A 20,796-nucleotide genomic window follows, 5' to 3' on the forward strand; every position below is an offset into this window, starting at 1 on the left:
GGGGCGTCTTTTTCGATTTATTTGGCCAATGATCCCTGCAGGGAACCTGCATCGAAGTCCGGCTGTGCTTCGATATCGGTGTCACCTGCGGCTTTGGCTTTTTCAAGTGCCGCATTATAGCGAGTGTTCAAGTCCTGAAGCTCTTTATCTAAATCTCCACCACCAAAAATGTATCTATTGAAGACATCAACCTTCTTTAGTCCTTCCAGACGTCCCTCACTGATGACCATCGGAGTCGCTGGATAAATCCCGTCTAACTTTGTAGGCAGAAAATCTTCAATTCCTGCAATGTCTGGTGCCTTGGCAACAGTAGCAACCGATGGAATAACCGAAACCCCATACCCTGCTTCCTGGTAAGCAATCTGCACATCATCACTGTACATCCATTCAATAAACTTCCAAGCTTCTTCCTTATGCTTCGAATCCTTGCTCATAGCCAAATAACTTCCTGCAATAACTTGGCTGACACCCTTCTGCTCCCCGTCAATGGTTGGAGGAATCGCAGCTGCCCAGCGAATTTCAGTTGGGAATTGGGTTTTATAGACCGTCGGCTCAACGGAATGGTTGAAATACATGCCGATCTTGCCTTGAGCAAATTGCGCACGCAGCGGGTCGATATCAAGCGATTCCGATCCTGGCATCATACTTCCATCCACCTTAATCTGCCGCAGCGCCTCAGCAACCTCTTTATAGACGCTAAAATCAAATTGCCCGGTCTGGAAGTCGAAGCCCTCTGTGCCCTTAGTCTTGCTAAGTGTTGTTATTGGATAAGCGATACGCTCAAATCCGCTGGTACTCTTGAAATTACCCGCGAAGCCGTAAGCGCCTATATCTTTTCCCGCTGCCGTAATTTTCTTGGCATCCTCGACCATCTCTGCGAGTGTGGTAGGCGGCTCTGTAATGCCAGCCTTCTCGAACAAATCTACGTTATAGATGAGGCGCCAGAACTGACCGATATTGGGAAGGCTATATATTTTGCCGTCAACGGTATTTTTCTCGTTAATAAGTACGTTCTCGAACCGGCTCTTCATCTCAGGTGAAATGTAGCTATCAAAAGATTCCAGATACCCTCTTTTGACCCAGGTTGGCACGTTATAAGTGTCCACCCGTAGAATATCAGGCGCCTGCATGCTGGAGAAGGCAATATCCACCGACTGCGTATAGTTCTCTGCCATAACCTTCATTTCAATCTCGATATTGGGATTAAGACCTTCATACTCGCTGATTTTTTGTTCAATAAAATCAGAATCATGACGATCAATGGTCCAGTAGACCAATTTTGTTTTTTCGGAGTTTGTATTGCTGCTGCTTACCTCCGTATTAGATTCGGATGATGAACAAGCGCCCAACGAGCCAGCCAGCATCAGCGAAACTCCAGCTAATATCCATTTGTTTCTTTTCATCTAAAATGCCTCCCTTTTCTTTTGAAATCGCATTCATTTCTTAAGAAAATTATAATTCCACTGCCCTTTTATCAGTGAAGGAGAAAACAACTGTCAATGGGAGACGAAATCACTGTTTCCCTCTACTTTGGGCAAGGTATATTTTGCACGAAAGTCCGTCGGCGTCATTCCGGTGTATTTTTTGAACTGCTCTGTAAAATAGGGACGATCCTCATAGCCCAAAGAGATGGCAATATCCTGAACCTGTATGCCTTCCAGCACTAGCTCCTTGGCTTTGTCCATTCGTCTCCCGATAATATATTGGGCCAGTGTCATCCCCGTCTCCTTTTTAAAAAGATTGGAGAAGTAGCTAGGACTGAGATGCACCTCCCGTGCACAGTCGGCGACGGATAGATTTCGCTGCAGATTTCCATTGATATGAGTGATGGCCCGATCCACAAGCATACGCGCGTCACTGCATTGGCGTTGTTGCAAATACGTACAGCCCAAACGGCAAAATTCCCGAATCTGGCGGCTAAGATCTTCAAAAGAGACTGCACTGCTCATGTCTGCAAGCTTATTTTCCAGAGTTTTAACTTCCGAATCCGTTGCTTTTTCCGAGAAAATCCGATGGATAGAATGAGCCAGTTCAAGACATAGCGTCTTAACGATGGACGGATTAGGTGTTGCCGGTGCAGTAATCCAATCATGCCAAATATGATCCAGCTGCTCCTCTGCTTTGGGCAAATTCGCCGAACGCAGACAATAAAGCAATTCCTTCTCCTTGTCATATGAGTATCTCGGTAGCGCGGCATTCACGACTGCATCTTCAACATAGGTGTACACACTGTTCCCACCGTTCAGAAAGGTGTTCGCAAGTGCAGACAGCGCCTGCGCATAGGAAGCAGAAAGCTGCCCTACCTCCTCCACCTCTCTCCCCAGTCCAATGGACACCGTCTGGTACGTATACCGATGGACATTTTCCCGGCATTTCTCTGCAAGTTGCTCCATATTCGGCTCCGCCAGAGGGTTCATCACAATAACGAACTGATTCACATTTTCCCGGAACACAATGCCCCGAGTGTATTCAGATATTGTATTTTCCAAAATATTCTGTACGGCAAAGCGGATTAATTCCACCTCGGAAACTGTAAGTTCTGATGTACGTTCCACAAAAAAATCCACTTCCGCTACCATCACGCAAAAGTTATGGTTATTCATCTCGATATTGTAAAAATCCCACTGCTGGCTCAAGTGCTGCTGCCTAGTTCCGTAACGGATGAGCAGACGCATATATTCCTGACGCAAATAAGGTAAGCTCTCTCGCAGCTTTTGTTCCATGCCCATCATCTGCTCAGCTTGACTGCGTTCCCGTTCCAACACTTCTTTGGCCTTCAACACGGATTCAAGTACTTGAACCTTGGTATACGGTTTTACAATCAGATCAAAGGCACCCAGCTTAACAGCTTCCTGTGCATAAGTGAAATCAGAATAACCCGTCAAAAAAATCAGTTTGATGCCTGGCTGCTCCGCTTGAAGGCTCCGCATCATCTCTAAACCGTCCTTAAAAGGCATTCGGATATCCGTCAATACGATGTCAGGACGATGCTTGCGGATCTGCTCCAGACCTTCTTCCCCGTCTGCCGCGGTGGCCGCGATCACAATCCCATGTTCCTCCCAAGGAATCCGCTGCGACAATCCGCGGACCACTGCAGGAATATCATCAACAATACATATTTTAATTGAATGGGCGCTCAGGATTTATTCCCCCTTCCACAGGAATGGATAGAACAGCTTCGGTTTCAACACGCGGACTGCTTCGAAAGACCAATCCGGCTTCTTTTCCGTAGTACAGCTGCAGTCGGCTACATATATTAGACAGAGCGTACCCTCCACTGCCGTTCGGCTCCTTCAGCCAGGCATTGAGTTTCTCCGCATTCATGCCGGTTCCGTTATCGGTAACCCGGATGAGCAGTGTGTTATTGGCTACTTCTACGGAGATCCGGATCACTCCCCCGCCCCTTAATTCCTTAAGACCGTGCAGGATAGAGTTCTCCACCAAGGGCTGAATAATAATTTTCAACACAGGAAGCTCCAGCAGTTCCACTCCGGCATCAATAGTGTAGTCAAACAACCCTTCGTAACATTGCTGCTGAAGGTTTAGATACTGACGGACATGTTCCAGTTCCTTGCCTAAGGTCGTAATTTCCTGCCCATTATTCAGTCCCAGCTGAAACAGTGCAGACAGCGAAATGACCATTTGTTTCACGTCTTCATACTCATCCATCTCACATTTCCAGAAAATCGTGTTTAATGTGTTATATAAAAAATGAGGCTCGATCTGCGCCTGAAGCGCCTTGATCTCCGCTTTTCTCTTTTCTTTTTCTGTATCCTTGACTTCAACAATCAACTCGCCAATCCGGTCTAACATCTGGTTAAATTTGCGTCCCGCCTCCCCAATCTCATCCTGGAAAGGACTCTGGAAGCGTGCACTGAGATCCTCTTGCTCAACACGAGACATCGTCCGTTGCAGTTTCAGCAGCGGTCCCAGTAGCAAAGCAGACAGATACCTTGCAAGAAAAAGCGCGATGACAATACATGCCGCCATGATCATCAACACCAGCCATTGAATACTCCGAACAGGTTGCAGCAGTTCCTTTTTGGACAGGTAGCTGACCAGCACCCAGTCTTTTGCATACCCTGAGCTGGCATAGCTGAGCAGCATTGGCCCATCCCCAGCAGAATATTCAAAATTACCCCGGTCCGCCTCCTTCAGTTTGTCCAAAAACACAGAGTCCCGAGACCATCCCGGACGTTCCCCGTCTCCGAAGACGCTTTTTCCCTCTTTATTGATCAGTAAAAAACGCGCGGAGCCAAGACTCCCGCCTCCACTTACAGTATCTTCTAGAATGTCCTCTTTTACATTCACGATCAAAAATAGATCAGGGACATAATTGTCTGTAAGCGGCTGCAAGACTAGGGAAATAACATGATGCTTCCCGGCAAATAGCTCGTCCCGATGACTCTCCACCCAATTGGATTCAGGTTTTTCCTTAATCCGTTGGTACAGCGAAGATTCTAGAAATGGGGTCAAGGTTCTGCGCTGATTGCTGGTAGAGTAGAAATCCCCGTCCGGCGTACTGATCAAGATAGATTCAATGGAGTTTTCCGTCAACTCTACCTGCGTGAAGGGCGCTTGCAGCATAGAAAAATTGGCGAAAAAACGTTCTATATTATGAGCTTTAATATCCCGGATGGTCTGCTGATAAGCTTCGCTCAACATCATCGTGGAGGAAGCCACAATGATTTGCTTTAACTTCTGGTCCAGGACATTGATTGACTGATTCAGCACATTTTGATTTAACTCGACAGAGTTACGCTCCATCGCCCGAGAAGCGATGGAGTAAGCCAATAAACCAGTGACAGAAATACAGAATACCGTCAGTGCGGTAAAAGATAGCCATATTCTTTTCTTCAAAGAGGTACGATAAACCCAGGCCTTCAGCATGTATTCACATCCTTCTTGAATAGCTGTCCGAAGCCCACCCTGAATTTAGCCCTTTACAGAGCCAGCTGTCATCTGCATGAACGATTTATTAGCGAAAATATAGACAACAATCATTGGCAGCATGGACAGACATGCACCCGCGAGCATCAATTGAGGTTGCGCCGCATCGCCGATACCATATTTTAACCCCGCTAATCCTACGGTGAGTGTCTGTAATTTGGGCTGTGTCATAGTAAAAACCAGCGGCAGAATATATTCGTTCCATGCTCCGCGGAAGGTCCAGAGCGCCGTGACTCCAAGGGCGGGCGTCAGAAGCGGTAAGATAACTCGAAAGTATACGCTATAGAAATTACAGCCGTCAATAAAAGCAGCCTCATCCAGATCCTTCGGAATCGCTCGTACAAAACCAATCAACATAAAAAATGCCGTGGCATGCGCACTAATCAGAATAATAATGACACCCCATAACGATTTCTGTAAATTAAGCGCTACCATAAGGTCAAATTGCGGCCGAAGCACCACAGCACCGATCGAGATGAACAGCGTGCAGGACTGAATTACAACATAAATGCGTTTCCCGTAAAAATCGACTCTCGCTACCGCATATGCGGCCATCGTTCCAATTAATAGAGTGCCTAGGGTGGTAAAGATACTGATAAACACACTGTTCCATGTAAAGCGGGCAAAGTTAGCCGAATTCCAAGCCTGCGCGTAGTTTCCAATCTGCCAAGATTTAGGCAGCAAGGTAGTTCCTGTCGTCAACTCCAGATTGGTCTTAAGGGATCCGAAAAAAGCCAGAATAATCGGAAACAACGCAAAAGCCGCCACTATAAGTAGAAAAATCCACAGCAAGGTCCGGGACAGCACCGCTCGGGTCTTGAAGGATCGGACAGGCTGGACCGAAGTGTTCTTCGTCTCCGCATGTAATGTACTCACTGTTCATTCTCCTCTCTTTTAATAGATATCATTTAGCTTTTTAGATACATAAAAGTAGACTAATGTAATCAGACCTACAATAACTGCCGTGGCAAAACCAACCGCACTACCGTAGCCAAATTGCTGAATGCTTGTACCTCCACTGGATACAGGGAAGAACAGCTTATACAGGTACAGGTACATAACTTCCGTCTTGCCATAAGGACCGCCTTCGGTAAGCACCATAATACTCTCATAGCCTTTTAGGGAGGCGGTAATAGCGAGCATAATGATCATTTGCAATACAGGTCCGAGCATGGGAACGGTGATGTTCCACATTTTTCTGAAGGGTCCAGCTCCATCTATAGATGCCGCCTCATAGAGATCCTCAGGAATGTTCTGTAAACCAGCGATAAAGAGCAGCATATAGTTACCGATAGCCCCCCATATCGCAATCATAATAGCTGTTAGCAAGGCATATTTCGGCCCAAGCCAATCTATCGGAGCGGAAATAATCCCAGAGCCGACCAATAGCTGGTTAACCATCCCGTTGTACGAATTAAAGATAACGTAAAATACGATGGCCATAACCGAAGCACTGATTACGGTCGGCATAAAGTAAATCGCTCTTAGCAGCTGCCGCCCTTTTAGTGCACGGTTAAGGACAACCGCCAGTAAAAATGATAATGGCAAGGTGATGAGCAGCTTGCCTCCAGCGTAGATAAAGGTGTTGACCACTGACTTCCAGAATTCCTGATCCCTTAATAAGCGCTCGAAATTCTCCAGTCCGATAAACAGGGGTTCGCCGAAGCCCTGGTAATCATAGAACATGTACTTCAGAGCCCAAAAGATCGGATATACTCCAAAAACCAGCGTCAGAATCAAACTGGGAGCAACGAAGGTCCAGGCGTTAATTTGACGTTTTGATAAATTCATTTATTGTTCCTCCTGTCCATTGGACTAAGCTTATGTCCTTAATGATAATTCTATCCGTTCGTAACGGTTAGGGAGAAAGCGACTGCGCTTGGGGGAGAATTTCACTTTTTCAGTTGCTTTGTCCCCTTTCCTTCATTTGTTTATCTATCCCGTCCTTCGTAAAGCCACGTTTATACTAAATTAAGAGAAAGCTCACAAACGAACCATGACTACTTTACAAGGAGGTTAGAACTACCGATGATTTCAGCATATGGTGGCGGTACACGCCCCTTCGGATGTTATACCGAAGGAGAGCTGGAGGGCATACGCCTGAGAATCGAACAGCTTCCCAAGGTCCGGCAAGAGTATGAAAGACAACGACAGCTATCTGAACAATTTGCCAGCCGAGAAGCTGCTGCGCCACTCCATAAACTCGGCGTGTTCCGGGTAGAACCCTTTGTTTTTAAAACCCCTCCCAGTACGGCCTTCCTGAAGCTTTCTGTACAGATTCGGGGAAAGGGCACGGCACGCATCGGGGGCTTGCGTCTGACTCATTCTCAGCTTGGCTTGCCGGTTGAACTAGCAAATGGCGCTCTAGAATCTGGGATGCTGGGGTGGAGTCAAGACCGAGAAAACGGAAGCAAAGTATATCTAGAGAAATTGGCCAGCTGGCAGCAGGGTCTTCAGCCATCTGGTGTGACTCCATCTGGCGCTAGTCTGGCAGACGATTTGCAATGTATCTGCATCAGTAATGAGGAAGTGAAGGGATTGACAATCCTTCATTATGGAGAGACCATACCTGTATTCGAAGGTGATCATTACAGCGTGCAGACAGCACTCAGTCTGGAAGCTCCTCTAGGCGAAGGAATCTGCATCGGGGTCCATTTTCTAAACGCTGCGGGGCAGCCGCTAGGAACTGAGCTGCTCTCCCCGCTTTTTAATCGGCCGACGCTTACCAATTGGGCCTACCTGCTGGAGGCTACGGGAGCGGACGCCAATATGTATATGATCACGGGTGAAAGTGTATTTGCGGTTCGAGCCAAGCAAAAGCTCCAGTACATGCTTGCTGATATGCGGGTAGGCATGGATATTTTCCGTAGAGACGGCTGGCATGACGATGATACTTACGGCGCGGTGCATATCGGGAGGGGGCTCGCTGCTGCTTCTGTAATCTACGATCAGATTGCTGGCAGCAGTGTATTCCTCACTGGAGAAGAAACCGAACTTCTCGCTCATTTCCGGTATATCGCAGAAATGATGATGGATACCCACTACTACCGGTTTGATCTGGAGACCTTCCCAGATGAAAAGGGAGGAAAACGCAGTAATTGGAATGCCGACCGGGCAACCGGACTGGGTGTATATGCCCTCCTCTTTCCCAATGAAAAACAAAGTGAGGCATATCTTGATCATGCCCTCTCTGTCATCAACTGGCAGCTGGCAGAAGTGGTGGATTCAGACGGCGCATGGCCAGAAAATATTCGCTACCATGGCGCAGTATTGCATCGCTATTTTCTATTTTTCGTCCTATTAAAGCGTTTGAAGGGCATTGATTATTTCAAGCGAGAAAAGGTAAAGGGCATGTACCGTTTCCTTATCGGCACAGTGACTGCACCCGATATTATTCAAGGAGGCTCTTCTGGCTCCCCCATCCTGCTTACACCAGCGGTCGGCGATGCCAATGTGCAGGAACAATGGTTTCGCCTGCTTGGATACGCTGCCCCATTCTATATGGACGAAGACCCCCAGCTTGCCGGGGAAATGCTCTGGACGTGGAAGCACGGCGGAGAACCGATTGAGGATAGTGGCGCTTTTCCTCTGCCTCTGATCGCGCTGTTATATCCACAGCCCGATTTAGCAGAACAAAGGCCTGCACTCGACTCCGTACATTATCCCGATATCGGTTATGTCATCTTCCGCAACGGAGAACAGAACCTTCAGCATTATGCAATCTACGAGGCTTCTCCGCTGACTTATCACGCTCATCATGATGAAGGGCACTTCTCCATCTGGGCAGATGGTGTCCCAGTAACCCTTGATTCTGGAACGGGAGGTTATTATAACGGAGATCGGTATTGGTATGTGTCCAGCGCAGCTCATAATGTTGTTCAATTTACCGATTCATTCGGAAATTTTGCCAATGGGCCACTGCAGAGCACATGCAAGGATGTGCGCTTTTCAGAAGAGTTAGATCATGCCAGCAGTCTTATTCCAGATGCTAACGCCAAGGAATATGAGCGGAATTTCTTGTTCATTAAAGCAGGCTTTAACGTCTACTTGATATGGGATCGAATTGAGGGAGCATCGAACAGCGTCTGGAATCTGCATACACTCAGTACTGATGCAAGTATCATGGAGCAATCCATTGATGCAGCTTGCCTAAACGGCAAGCACCTAAGCGCTTATATCGCCGAACCAGAGCTTCCAGTGATTACAATGGGAGAAGGCGCTGTAGCCGGAAATTATCCGCTGGCAGAGCAGCAACATTTCCGTGTTCATGGTGGTACAAGCGATTACGTCATTCTGCTTCATCCCCGGACAGAAGATGCTCCTTCATTACAGCTTGAACAGCTTGATTTTGAAGAGGCTATCGAAGGAGTACGCTTGTACAGGATATCCCGTACGGATGGGAAATGGTTTATCGCCGCCATCAACGGCACCAAGGAGGAACACCTTGTTACTGTTCCGGGTCTCGGACCGCTTAGGCTGCTCGGAGAACCTGAGTCAACGTCCGGGCAACCTGAACCAACCCAATTAAAAATTGAGGCAGGCAAAATTCACATCGCCATGCCCCGATAACTATATAGAAGGAGGAAGATTAGAACATGAGCAATCTTGGAGTATGGGAACCAGCAGAACCGGGAGTTAAACGCTGTATCTTGAATGCTGCAGCCAGTCTGATGATGATGGAGGTTCATTTCGAAAAGGGAGCCGAGGGCTATGAGCATAGCCATCCTCACGAGCAGATGAGCTACTGTCTGCGTGGAAGCTTTGAATTTCGTATTGACGGCGAGAAGCATAAGGTAACCGCGGGGCAAAGTATTGCCATACCGCCAGAGGCAAGGCACGGTGTTACCGCATTGGAAGCAGATTCTGCGCTGCTCGATGTCTTCACACCAATCCGCGAGGATCTGCTGAAACGCTAATAAATATATATCTGGCAGCAAAAAAAGGCCCAATCATTCCATTTCTTAGGGAATGATTGGGCTTCTGTTATTTTTCAGCTTGGTACCGTTCCACTTCAAGGGATGCTAATAACAATGGAGCGACGCCCATAGGCACATCCGACAGTACGTCCTCAGAGATATAGTAATCGTATGAGCCATTACGGTCTTTGCTCAGACCCGCTCCATGACAAATCCGGTGCAAGTGAACACCTTGTTCATCCTCTTCAGTCAAATGCGTCAGAATGCCTTCATACCCTTGCAACATCGCCTCTATAAAAGAGGGTTCCAGATAACCTAATCTTAGTCCCTTAGCCATCGCATAAACAAACATGCACGAGCCGGAAGCTTCAAGATAATTGCCTTTTCTCCCCGCTTGATCTAACACCTGGTACCAGAGGCCAGTCTCCTTGTCTTGAACCTCCAGAAGCGCGCCGCACATCCGCTGGAAAATGCCAATGATCGTCCCCCGCTGCGGATGAGTGAGCGGAAAATGCTCCAGGCAATCAACCACAGCCATCGCATACCAACCCATCGCCCGGCTCCAGAAATGAGAGGACAATCCGGTAGACGAGTCAGCCCATTCCTGCTCTTTGGACTCATCCCAGCCATGATAGAGCAGGCCGGTCCGTGGATCACGGGTCCGTCGCTCAACCAGCAGCAGCTGATGCGCCGCTTCGTCAATCAGTTCAGGTCGTTGAAAGACCTTGCCGTATTCCGCTAGGAATGGCGATGCCATGTACAGCCCGTCCAGCCACATCTGGAAAGGATATACCTTCTTATGCCAGAATCCCCCTTCGGAGGTGCGGGGATGTCCAATAAGCTGTGCGGCCAGCAAATGGGCTGCTTCTGCATACCGTTTTTCTCCGGTTTTCTGGTATAGCAGGAACAGGTTTTTCCCTTCGTTAATCTGGTCCAGATTATATTCTTCCAGCCTGTAGGTACGGATGGAACCATCATCTCCAATAAATGTGTCCATATGCCGCTCCATAAAGGAGACATACTCAGGCTGGTCGAGCTGAACACCCGCCCGGGCCATTGCCATCAGCAACATGCCCGGAACATACGCCCATCTTTCCAGCACATATTCATGCTCTCCCTGCTTGTTGCACCCTCCAAGAATCGTATTCGCAATTTTACTGGACAAGCGAACGGTTGTTGCTTCAGTTATAGACATCCTTATTCCTCCTTCGTTTGTCATCCATATGAAGTCTAATCTTATGCTCAGGTGAGCTGCTTGCGCAGCCAGGCAAAGGCTGGTTCACCATGAATCTCATGACCTCCGGTGAAGAAGTCCGCCTCTACCTGTCCGATATGATTCGCCGACCTGTAAATCGTCTGCAACTGGGTTAAAGCAGATTTTGTTCCGCGCGGGCCAAACAGATGATCGGCATCTCCCGATTCGAGGAACAGGCCACGCGGGGCAATGAGGCCCAGTAGGTCAGGCATCTCCGCTTCCAGCAAAATCCCTGGAATATAATTATCAAGGCAATGATTACGTGTCAGAATACTGTCTGCGAAAGTATTGGCATACCCGCTTACGACCGCACAAGCGATTCGTTCGTCAAGTGCAGCTGTGAAGCCAGCTACCAGTCCCCCGCCGGAAATACCCATAATTCCAATCCGTTCATCCTTAACTTCTTTTCTTGTCTGCAGATAATCCAGTGCCCGCATGGTTTCGTAGATACGGTAGCCGGCCATCGTCTTCCCAACCATCAACAATGCGGATGACAGGCGGAAGCAGGAATTACGTCCAGGCTCCCCGCTTGTTAGGTCTTCTTCCAGTCGTCTGTCGCCAAAGCCGAGCAGCTCCGGGGCTGCCACTACAAAGCCCTGTTTCACCAGTGAAACGGCGAAGTCCTTGTGCAGCCCGGGATCTCCCTGCCGATCCGATCCGTCCGGATTCAAGCCTACGATCTCCCGGCTTCCATAGCCATGTCCATGAATGGCAAGAACGGCAGGGGCAGGGGTAGAAAACGGCTGATCCGGGATCAAAAGATACAGCGGCATGCGCAACCCTTCATAGGTAGTTATCTCTATACGTTCACGGGTATACCCGGAGCAGACGGTACGTTCCAGCAGAACCGGTTGCAGCTCCTCAGCTATTTCTGGAAAGCCACCTAATCGCTCCGTAAATGCTGCCGTAAGCTCATCGCGCCATTGCTGAAAGGGCATGTCTTTGCTGAAAGCCGAGTTGCGTTGAGCTGAACCAGCTAGTTTTTTCATGTATTGTTCCAGAGGCTCCATCCGAGGTACTCCTTCCCTTAATATCCTTCAGGATGCCAGCCATCAAGCACGGACAACACCCTATACTCCGCAGCTTCCTGTGGAATCAGCTGCCGCGACCATGCAGCTCTGGCTTCGGGATTAGCTCCCGGTCCACTGCTGCCATATTCTTCATAGCGGCTAGTTTCCTCCCTGTCCGGCTGCCCCCAATTATGCCAGCCTTCGCCGATAATCGAACTGTCCATGACCGTTCGGATAAAAGCCACATGTGCATAAGGACGCCAAGGCCGGCCAAGATACACTTCACTTACACCTTGACCGCTAGTAATTTCACAATCGAGGAATACATAACCAAATGGTGCGCCTTCAGGCGTTGATGCGGCGGTAATATATCCTCTGGAACGCTTGTTATGCAGCCGGCAACGTTCAAACAACGCCGTAGCCGCGCCAAAAATATAATCCACATCGCCTTCAATGTAGCATTCGTTATAATATTGCTTCCCTTGCCCTGTATACAAAGTATCCTGATCACCCAGCAGGCGTACACGCCGGAATACAGCATGACCAGCATCAACAAAAGCAGCCACCGCCTGGCCAGTGCCAGGACCTGATGCATTTCGAATGGTCAGATTTTCAGCGGTGAAATGCTCAGCGAATACATTCAGGGTGCCGGATTTGAACGTGCCAAGTGGCTCTCCGTCCGGACCTAAAGTATGGGCGTTGTCTGACCAGGTAATGATGGTGGAATTCGTGTCTTCCCCCAGTAGCAGAACCGGAGGGGTTCCCTGTTTCACAGTGATTTTTTCCTCGTAAATGCCGGGTTTGATACGAATCGTCACTTCTTCCTTGTGTTCCTGTGGAATTGAATCCAACGCTTCCTGTAGACTACTGAATCCTTCATCGACACTCTTAGAGACTGTAATTAACATCTGCGGCTCCTTTCCTATCAACCTGAGTTTATTCTATAATAACCGTAACGCTTCGTAAGAGAAGAGGAGAATTATGACTAGCCTGACTAGCCCCAATCACAAATATCATATTGAAGAAGACCGCTACAGCATCCAGCATATGAAACGTAAAGGCATCACTGCTATGCCACGTCCCCACAGCCATGACTTAGCCGAGCTGTACTATCTGATACAAGGGGAGCGGGTATACTTTGTGGACGACCGAGTCATTACGGTTCATAAGGGTGAGCTTATTCTTATCTCCGGCCGGGAGCTTCATTCCACAGCAAGCTCGGAAGTAGCCGAATTCGAGCGGATTCTGATCAACTATGATCCTGCTCTTCTACCGCCATCCCTGCAGAATGAAGCCATCTGGTTTCATGACCGCGGGTACCGCTTGTTCAAGCTGACCCTGCGCGAGCAGGACGAAGCGGAAATCCTAATGAACCGGATGCTGGAAGAATGCCGGTTGCAGCGGCCGTATTACGAAACCAGCGTAATCGCTTTATTCTCCGAGCTGATGATTCTCCTTCAGCGTTCAGAGAGTATCTCACAAGCTGGAGGGACGAAACATCCGCTCCATCATCTAGTAACGGATGTAGCCACCTATATCCGCGATCACTACCGTGAGACCCTTACTCTGGAAGAGACTGCAAGTAATTTTTACATTAGTCCTTCATACTTGAGCCGGGTATTTCACCGATTGACGGGTTTTCACTTTCGGGAATACATCGTTCATGTCCGCGTAAGGGAAGCCGAACGCCTGCTTGTCGGATCTACAGGCAAAATCCAGGAGATCGCCTCCGCTGTAGGATTTGAACATCTTTCCCATTTCAATAAAACATTCAAAAAATCAACCGGTCTGACCCCGCTCCAATACCGAAAAGAAGCAAGGTCAGACCCACGGAAGTTCAAGACGGATTTCCATCATCCATAGAATTTTTTTATCTCTCTGTGATCGTCAAATCTTCGGAATGAGTGAGCGTGACGTGACTGCATCTATATGCTGTTATCTTCGGCATTTCCGAAGTCTGCAACCGAATACGATCCAGCTTGAGCCCCGTAGCATGCCGCAGCACAATTCCCCGGTCACTCACTGCGTGGAATTTTTCAATGGTTAGATCAGCAAGCGGCATCTCCGGCAGCCCGTTAACCAGTAGAGCGGTTGCCGCACCATGGCACACAATGTTCTTCAGGGTAATCTTCCGAAATTGCGGAGTTTCCTCTGTAACCGAAAATAACTGCTCGTCATACCCTTCCGATCCTTCAACTCCTGCATAGAACATATGAAAGGATACAGCCTCGTGGATGATGCCGGTCATATTGATATTCTCCATTACAATATCCTCCACCACACCGCCTCTTCCCCGGGTGCTTTTGAACCGCAGGCCAATATCCGTGCCGATGAACAGGCAGTCGCTAACTCGAACTGCATGTACACCTCCGGACATCTCGCTGCCGATCACAACGCCTCCATGTCCGTGATATACCGTGCAATTCCGGATGGTAATATACTGGCAGGGCATTCCCAACCTACGGCCTTCCTCATCCTTGCCTGACTTGAGACAGATGGCGTCATCACCCACATCAAAGCTGCTGTGCTCAACTAGAGCATGCGTGCAGGATTCCAAATCAAGACCATCGCCGTTTTGCGAATACCAAGGATTACGTACCTGAACATTTCGTACGGTAATCTGTTCGCAACCAATGGGATGAAGACACCAAGCAGGTGAATTCTGGAAGGTCGGTCCTTCCAGCAACACCCGCCGGCAATTGCGCAGGCTTAGCAACGTCGGACGCAGATACGTACGAGCAGGCAGATAAGCCTCCATACTAGTTTCTCCCTTGTCCCACAGCTTCCGGCAGAAGTCCTCACCTTCCATAGCTTCCCGTGAAGGCCACCATACTTCGCCTTGTGGATCAAGCACTCCTCCAGATTCGATCAAACGCTCCCATTGCTTCTCGGTCATCTTAAACCGCTTCACTGGGCGCCAGCCTTCGCCACTGCCGTCGAATATCCCCTCACCGGTTATTGCCACATCGCTTAAACCTTCTCCATCGAGCGGAGCCTGACAGCGCCAGCCGGCATTCCCCTCATAATGGGAAGAAAGTAACGGATACAAGGTATGATCAGGGTCAAACTGCACCAATGCTCCCTTTTCTACATACAGATTAATTCGACTATGCAAAGTAAGGGGTCCCGTGCGCCAGATGCCAGCTGGAATAACAACCTTTCCGCCTCCCGCCGCAGCGCAGGCATCCAGTGCAGCCTGAATAGCAAAGGTACATAGGGTTAATCCCCCCTCTTCTGCCCCATAATCCGTGATTGCAAAAGTCCGTTCGGGAATCTGGGGAAGCTCGGGGATCGGATACGTGTTAGTTACAAGATTGCTGCTCATTGAATTTCACCTCCTCCTATTACTCAAGTCCTTCATAGCTAAACCAGTCGAAATCAGCATAGCTTTCGCTCTTTGCGCCTTGAGAGCTTGTGTACATCCCGAGGTATGCTCCTGTGAATCCTCCGGCCAGATCGGTGCTGAGCACTCTGCCATCCGTCCGTTCGCAGAAGGCTGTCCACTTGGCGGCTTCAGAAGGTCTGTAATAGAAGCTATACTCTTGTCCTCTGGCTTCCACCTTAAGCTGTATCTGATCCTGTGGATATGGCACTGACGCCAGCAGCTGCTCGCTGCCACCCATCCGATGAATCAGCTGTAATACACGTTCGCCTGCCTCCAGCCCCAGTTCATAACGGAAGTGGTGATCCGCATTTTGGAGGAGAACAAGACCAGCCACTTCCCCTTCTGCAGCAGGACTAAACGTCATGTCCGTCGCCGCTCTGAAGCTCAAATGCTGCTGACGTCTACCGATATAAGATGGATTGGTGATCTCCGAGAGCCGTTCTGGCTTCAGGCGAAGCCGCAGAACTCCAGGCTTGTCGGTGAGACTCCAGAATTCACCCCGCGGTGTCCGCAGGAAATTCCAGATCGGTGCCAGCTCATTGGCCATAAACTCATCGCGTGCAGGCAATTCCGGCCACTTTGTCTCCGGCAAATCCGGAGCCTCCGTCTCAAATTCCAGCACTCCTTTGCCGGGATTGACCACAGGCCATTCATTCTCCCAGATTACCGGTGTCAGGAAGGTTTCACGTCCCAGATTGCGGTAATAACCACCGCTGGTTCGTGAAGCCAAGCAGAACATCCACCAGTCACCATGCTGAGTCTCCACTAGCTCTCCATGACCCACATTAACAATAGGATACGCTCTGCCAAGATGGCGATGCGTCAGAATCGGATTGGCTTTATGGCCCTCATAAGGACCGGTCACACTCTTGCTTCTGGCAATCGTAATCGCATGAGTATGCCCGGTGCCGCCCTCGGCAATCAGCACGTAATACCAAGCGCCGATCTTATAAATATGCGGTCCCTCTTGCGCATGAGCTACCTTGAGTGCGCCTTGCCAAATACTATGCTTCGGACCGATTAGCTTCCCTTGGCTGAGATCAATCTCCTGCAGCCAGATATCCATATGCTTCGGATAATCCTGCCCTTCCGGCGGAACACGATTGCCGGTATAATACACCTTGCCGTCTTCATCGAAGAACAAAGAGGAGTCAATACCGGGTGCATCCTCCAGCCATACAGGGTCAGACCAGTCTCCGGCCGGATCGGTTGTTGTTACATAGAAATTATGCTGGTTCTTGTCATTGTCAATAAAAGTAGTAATCATATAGAAAACTCCCTCATGATAGCGAAGCGTCGGTGCCCAAATGCCCATGGAGGGAATCGAGTGATCCAGATTGAGCTGGGACGGGCGGTCCAGTACATGGCCAAGCTGGCGCCAATTGACCAGATCCTTGCTGTGGAAGATAGGAACGCCTGGGAAAAATTCAAAGCTTGAAGTCACAAGATAATAATCTTCACCAACACGGATAGCGGAAGGGTCAGGATAAAATCCCGGCAGCACTGGATTGCGGAATGTTCTCATTAAAAGTAATCCTCCTCAAAACAATTCAAATGTAAGCACCACCAATTATAGTTCGTATAAGTTTAACTTTCTTGTATTTTCTATGTTCTATTTCTTCATTTTTATACTTTCATGCTATATTGCCCATATTTCACTCCTTGTCAGCGAATAGCCTTTCCCTCTAGAATGGGTGTAATAGGATTTACCTGAAGGGGTGAGCAGCTTGGGAAAAAGAAAGAAATTGTACTCCCGCTTTTTTATGAGCCTAACCGCGATTTCAGTTTGCTGTATTCTAGTACTCGCTGTAGTGATCTTTTATTGGTACCGGAATATTACGATAGATAATGTCAACAAGGCGAACCAAAATGTACTGGTGAATACTGAAACCGTTTTTACAAACTATGAAGAGATCGTCCAGAACTACGCTATGGACTTCTATAGGAATCCAAACATCAACGCGCTCATGATGAATGGCGATACCAGCTGGAGCGACCAGTTGTACAGTGCCTTAAGCCAAATCCGCGGAGCATTGGTTGTGAACCAATATATGGAGAATGCCTACATCATGGGAGTGGATGAGCCTGTTGCCATGTTCGAAAACCTTCCGCTAAGCCCTGAATCCAAGCTGGAGCTGTTCTCGAGAATGCGGGATAACATTATTGTTGAATCACCGTTTCTGTGGGAAGCAACCTTGAATAACGGTGCCCCCATTACCCTGCTTACCGTGTTCTATAATGACCGGGCATTTGCGGATAGCGAATATAATGGTGCGGTAGCGCTGACCGTCAATTTGGGAAAGCTGCAGAATAATCTGTTTACGCAAAAAGAAGGCGAAGCCACCCGTTACGCTGTGCTTGACGGAAAGGCATCGGTGCTCATGCACAGTGCATTATCTGACATCCCTCTGGAAGAGGGCATGTTAAAGCAGGTGGTGTCCTCCACCTCTGAGAGAGGCTCTTTTGTCTATAGGGGAGGTGAAGAGCCGCAGCTGATTACTTATGTATATTCTGCAGCGGACAAGCTGTGGTTTGTGTCGGAGACTTCCTACAAGGATAGCATCCGTGATATCTCCAATGCCCGCAATCTGATGACTGGCCTATGCTTGGCCTTGATTGCCGCCGCATCTATAACCGCCAACCTGATCTCGCGGCGGATGTATAAGCCAATCGGCCGGCTGTTCGGCAATATCGCTCATCTATCTGGCAATGAAGAAGCGCTGAAAACCGGTGGCGATTTCGATACCGTAAGCCAGGAGCTCGAACAGATTGGCGTTAAGCTGGAGCAGCTAAAAAAAGAAAGCGATGATAGCGCCTTGATGCGGTGGCTGCTTTCCCCGCAGAGAACACCGGAGAACAGCAGGACACCCCTGATGAGCATAGCCGCTGCTGGGGGAGCATATTGTGTATGCGTGCTGACCGCTCTGGAGCCCGAACAACCTGAAGACTCCGACTTCCGGCATACCTTTGAGGACAACATACAGCAGATTGAACATGCCTTCTGTGAACTTGCAGCCATTCAATCCTTCCGCCCGCATCAGGGCACTGCTGTGCTGATTCTGAGCGAGCTTCACAGCGGCAGCTTCGGCGATTACGCTTTGTACCGCGGCAAATGGGAAGAAGTCGCCGCTCAGCTGCAGCTTTCCGGAGCCTGCTGCGCCTTCGGAATCAGCGGGCTGACGGATGATTTAAACCTACTGAGGGCTAAATACAATGAAGCTGCGGACAGTCTGCAATATAATAAATTTCATGTGCAGCAGAACATCATCTTTGCCGATGATACGATCCATCTGAACAGCAGCCCAATGCCCGACAGTGCCCTTGAACCGGTACTGCAAGCCGTTAAGCAGACGGAACTCTCTAACCATATTCCGCAGGCAGTGGAGAGATTGCTGGCAGTAGCCTGCAGTTACCGCGTCGAGCCTGCCACCATCGCTTTATCGAGACTGGTCTTTGAGCTCAGTCGCACGGCTGAGCTTAATGCAGACGTCCAGCATTCCGGCTTTTTAGATAATTACCAGCATATCTGGCAGATCCAAAGCTATGACAAGCTATTGAATTGGATTGTAGACAGCTGTTATACCGCCCACGAGCGCATTGCCAGCATGAGCGCTGTACAGACCAAAAGCATTGCTGGTGAAGCCATTTGTTATATCAGAGATCATTATGATGACTCCAGGCTCTCCCTTAATGCCCTTGCCGACAAGCTATCGCTAAGTCCCGCTTATCTCAGTAGACTTATTGCCGACGAAGTAAACTGCAGCTTTCCCGATTTCGTTAACCTGCTGCGTCTGGAGCAGGCGCAGATGTTATTAGTCACTGAGCTTGGCTTGGATATCCGGGAAATTGCCGAGAAAGTGGGCTACAACAGCAGCACCTATTTTACAACCCAGTTCAAAAAGCGTTATGGGGTTACACCTTCCAAATGGAGAATGAATCATATTCTGCAAAAACAGAATTTTCCTGATTGACCCGCCAAAAGTAAGGAACAAAGGGGATGTCCCGGCAGCATTTTCATAGCCGGAGACATCCCCTTTTTGGCTTTCAATGAATAACCCTCGCGCCGGCCTATACTATGAAATCCCCCTTTAAATCAGGCTTTTGAGCACCCTAAAAACAAAAAAGTTCTGTCTTTTTCGTTTTTTTAAGCCGCCTTTTTCCGCTTTTTTTAACTTTTTTCCGTTTATTATGATAGCGTTTACATTCCGTGTGGATTTATGATTTTCATGTAAAGCGTTCTCCTAAAACAAGAGACGGAAATGACAACGCTAGTATAAAGGAGTGGACTGTTAATGATGCAAGAGGCTACATCGGAGACACAAGGAATGCCAAGTCCGGGAATTAGGACGGCCAAAGCCAAGAGCTTCCGTAAATCCCTAAGGAAGGACAGCTCGCTTTATTTGCTCGCTCTTCCGGGAATCGTCATTCTAATTCTTTTTGCTTATCTGCCGATGAGTGGTCTGATTCTCGTCTTTAAAAATTACAACTTCAACGACGGAATCTTCGGCAGCCCGTGGGCCGGCTTCTCTAATTTCGAGTTTTTCTTCTCTAGTATGGAAGATTCTCTTAGGGCTACACGCAACACGGTGATGTTAAATGCGCTGTATATGCTAACCGGCACTTTTTTTTCAGTGGCCATCGCCATTATTTTAAATGAGCTGCGCAGCAAATGGTTTATCAAAATCACGCAGAGCGTCATGTTTTTCCCGTATTTTATTTCCTGGATTATTATCGGAGCTGTTCTGTTCTCCCTGCTGGATTACGACAAAGGCATTATGAACCAATTGCTCCAGACATTCGGCTTCTCTCAGGTTGACTGGTATTCCAGCCCTTGGCTGTTCGTAATCATTCTCGTGCTAGCGAATATCTGGAAAAGCGCTGGTTACGGCGCCATCATCTATTATGCGGTGCTGCAAGGCATCGACACTTCCTATTATGAAGCTGCAAGAATCGATGGTGCCTCCAGATGGCAGATTATCACCAAAATTACGGTGCCCATGCTGATTCCGTCGATCATTCTGATGACGCTGCTGGGCATCGGGGGCATGCTGAAAGGCGACCTCAGTATGATTATGGGGGTAACGTTCCTGAACCCGTTACTTTTGCCGACTACCGACATTATCGACGTGTATGTATACCGCACAGCCATCCGTTCCGGAGAATTCGGCTTTGCTTCAGCCATCACGCTCTATCAATCCGTCTTTGGTTTCATTCTGGTGCTGGTGGCCAACAAATTAGCCGGCTGGTATGACAAAGACAGCAAACTATTTTAGGAGACTG

At 48.7% G+C, this 20,796-nt stretch carries 15 protein-coding genes; 5 read left to right on the forward strand and 10 right to left on the reverse strand.

What is annotated here, in order from left to right; translation table 11 throughout:
* Positions 1-17: 17 nt before the first annotated feature.
* The 5 genes from MHH60_RS26740 to MHH60_RS26760 form a co-directional block, all read right to left on the reverse strand.
* The gene (locus MHH60_RS26740; protein WP_076133946.1) at positions 18-1,403 is read right to left on the reverse strand and encodes an ABC transporter substrate-binding protein; all 1,386 of its coding nucleotides are present in this window, start codon (positions 1,401-1,403) and stop codon (positions 18-20) included.
* A gap of 93 nt (positions 1,404-1,496) precedes the next feature.
* A complete protein-coding gene (locus MHH60_RS26745) occupies positions 1,497-3,143 on the reverse strand; it encodes a response regulator (RefSeq protein ID WP_076133945.1) in 1,647 nt (548 codons plus the stop codon).
* Positions 3,121-4,890 carry a cache domain-containing sensor histidine kinase gene (locus tag MHH60_RS26750; RefSeq protein WP_076133944.1) on the reverse strand — a complete coding sequence of 590 codons (1,770 nt, stop codon included), beginning with the start codon at positions 4,888-4,890 and terminating at the stop codon, positions 3,121-3,123. Before MHH60_RS26750 ends, MHH60_RS26745 begins: the two co-directional genes overlap by 23 nt.
* A gap of 45 nt (positions 4,891-4,935) precedes the next feature.
* The gene (locus MHH60_RS26755; protein ID WP_036684144.1) at positions 4,936-5,754 is read right to left on the reverse strand and encodes a carbohydrate ABC transporter permease; all 819 of its coding nucleotides are present in this window, start codon (positions 5,752-5,754) and stop codon (positions 4,936-4,938) included.
* Between the two features lie 90 nt (positions 5,755-5,844).
* On the reverse strand, positions 5,845-6,741 hold the full coding sequence (locus MHH60_RS26760; protein WP_038569654.1) for a carbohydrate ABC transporter permease: 897 nt from the start codon (positions 6,739-6,741) through the stop codon (positions 5,845-5,847).
* 237 nt (positions 6,742-6,978) lie between these two features.
* On the opposite strand from MHH60_RS26760, the gene MHH60_RS26765 reads away from it, so the two are divergent.
* Both MHH60_RS26765 and MHH60_RS26770 read left to right on the forward strand, forming a co-directional pair.
* On the forward strand, positions 6,979-9,519 hold the full coding sequence (locus MHH60_RS26765) for a heparinase II/III domain-containing protein (protein ID WP_076133943.1): 2,541 nt from the start codon (positions 6,979-6,981) through the stop codon (positions 9,517-9,519).
* 26 nt (positions 9,520-9,545) lie between these two features.
* Positions 9,546-9,866 carry a cupin domain-containing protein gene (locus tag MHH60_RS26770; protein WP_076133942.1) on the forward strand — a complete coding sequence of 107 codons (321 nt, stop codon included), beginning with the start codon at positions 9,546-9,548 and terminating at the stop codon, positions 9,864-9,866.
* A gap of 67 nt (positions 9,867-9,933) precedes the next feature.
* On the opposite strand, the gene MHH60_RS26775 is transcribed toward MHH60_RS26770, so the two are convergent.
* Genes MHH60_RS26775 through MHH60_RS26785 form a run of 3 tightly spaced genes read right to left on the reverse strand, consistent with a single transcriptional unit; the run spans position 9,934 to position 13,039 of the window.
* Positions 9,934-11,061, reverse strand: coding sequence for a glycoside hydrolase family 88/105 protein (locus MHH60_RS26775; protein WP_076133941.1), 1,128 nt, complete (start codon positions 11,059-11,061; stop codon positions 9,934-9,936).
* Between the two features lie 47 nt (positions 11,062-11,108).
* Positions 11,109-12,131 carry an alpha/beta hydrolase family protein gene (locus MHH60_RS26780; protein WP_076133940.1) on the reverse strand — a complete coding sequence of 341 codons (1,023 nt, stop codon included), beginning with the start codon at positions 12,129-12,131 and terminating at the stop codon, positions 11,109-11,111.
* A gap of 17 nt (positions 12,132-12,148) precedes the next feature.
* The gene (locus MHH60_RS26785; protein WP_076133939.1) at positions 12,149-13,039 is read right to left on the reverse strand and encodes a pectinesterase family protein; all 891 of its coding nucleotides are present in this window, start codon (positions 13,037-13,039) and stop codon (positions 12,149-12,151) included.
* A gap of 73 nt (positions 13,040-13,112) precedes the next feature.
* On the opposite strand from MHH60_RS26785, the gene MHH60_RS26790 reads away from it, so the two are divergent.
* Positions 13,113-13,994, forward strand: a complete 882-nt coding sequence (locus tag MHH60_RS26790) for a helix-turn-helix transcriptional regulator (protein WP_076133938.1) — start codon at positions 13,113-13,115, stop codon at positions 13,992-13,994.
* A gap of 7 nt (positions 13,995-14,001) precedes the next feature.
* On the opposite strand, the gene MHH60_RS26795 is transcribed toward MHH60_RS26790, so the two are convergent.
* Entirely contained in the window at positions 14,002-15,456 is a 1,455-nt protein-coding gene (locus MHH60_RS26795; protein WP_076133937.1) for a glycoside hydrolase family 28 protein, read from the reverse strand.
* A gap of 19 nt (positions 15,457-15,475) precedes the next feature.
* Positions 15,476-17,041: a glycoside hydrolase family 43 protein gene (locus tag MHH60_RS26800; RefSeq protein WP_076133936.1), complete on the reverse strand. Its 1,566-nt coding sequence runs from the start codon at positions 17,039-17,041 to the stop codon at positions 15,476-15,478.
* Positions 17,042-17,243: 202 nt separating this feature from the next.
* On the opposite strand from MHH60_RS26800, the gene MHH60_RS26805 reads away from it, so the two are divergent.
* Both MHH60_RS26805 and MHH60_RS26810 read left to right on the forward strand, forming a co-directional pair.
* Positions 17,244-19,487: an AraC family transcriptional regulator gene (locus MHH60_RS26805; RefSeq protein WP_076133935.1), complete on the forward strand. Its 2,244-nt coding sequence runs from the start codon at positions 17,244-17,246 to the stop codon at positions 19,485-19,487.
* Between the two features lie 321 nt (positions 19,488-19,808).
* A complete protein-coding gene (locus tag MHH60_RS26810; RefSeq protein WP_081388883.1) occupies positions 19,809-20,789 on the forward strand; it encodes an ABC transporter permease in 981 nt (326 codons plus the stop codon).
* Positions 20,790-20,796: the final 7 nt, after the last annotated feature.

This window comes from Paenibacillus sp. FSL H7-0716, from assembly GCF_038002705.1.
Lineage (GTDB): Bacteria > Bacillota > Bacilli > Paenibacillales > Paenibacillaceae > Paenibacillus_AQ > Paenibacillus_AQ odorifer.

What these genes read in the sequence shown, in the direction of transcription:
- MHH60_RS26740 (WP_076133946.1), bottom strand. Translation starts at nt 1,403, where the DNA reads ATGAAAAGAAACAAATGGATATTAGCTGGAGTTTCGCTGATGCTGGCT.
- MHH60_RS26750 (WP_076133944.1), bottom strand. Translation starts at nt 4,890, where the DNA reads ATGCTGAAGGCCTGGGTTTATCGTACCTCTTTGAAGAAAAGAATATGG.
- MHH60_RS26760 (WP_038569654.1), bottom strand. Translation starts at nt 6,741, where the DNA reads ATGAATTTATCAAAACGTCAAATTAACGCCTGGACCTTCGTTGCTCCC.
- MHH60_RS26765 (WP_076133943.1), top strand. Translation starts at nt 6,979, where the DNA reads ATGATTTCAGCATATGGTGGCGGTACACGCCCCTTCGGATGTTATACC.
- MHH60_RS26770 (WP_076133942.1), top strand. Translation starts at nt 9,546, where the DNA reads ATGAGCAATCTTGGAGTATGGGAACCAGCAGAACCGGGAGTTAAACGC.
- MHH60_RS26775 (WP_076133941.1), bottom strand. Translation starts at nt 11,061, where the DNA reads ATGTCTATAACTGAAGCAACAACCGTTCGCTTGTCCAGTAAAATTGCG.
- MHH60_RS26780 (WP_076133940.1), bottom strand. Translation starts at nt 12,131, where the DNA reads ATGGAGCCTCTGGAACAATACATGAAAAAACTAGCTGGTTCAGCTCAA.
- MHH60_RS26785 (WP_076133939.1), bottom strand. Translation starts at nt 13,039, where the DNA reads ATGTTAATTACAGTCTCTAAGAGTGTCGATGAAGGATTCAGTAGTCTA.
- MHH60_RS26790 (WP_076133938.1), top strand. Translation starts at nt 13,113, where the DNA reads ATGACTAGCCTGACTAGCCCCAATCACAAATATCATATTGAAGAAGAC.
- MHH60_RS26795 (WP_076133937.1), bottom strand. Translation starts at nt 15,456, where the DNA reads ATGAGCAGCAATCTTGTAACTAACACGTATCCGATCCCCGAGCTTCCC.
- MHH60_RS26800 (WP_076133936.1), bottom strand. Translation starts at nt 17,041, where the DNA reads ATGAGAACATTCCGCAATCCAGTGCTGCCGGGATTTTATCCTGACCCT.
- MHH60_RS26810 (WP_081388883.1), top strand. Translation starts at nt 19,809, where the DNA reads ATGATGCAAGAGGCTACATCGGAGACACAAGGAATGCCAAGTCCGGGA.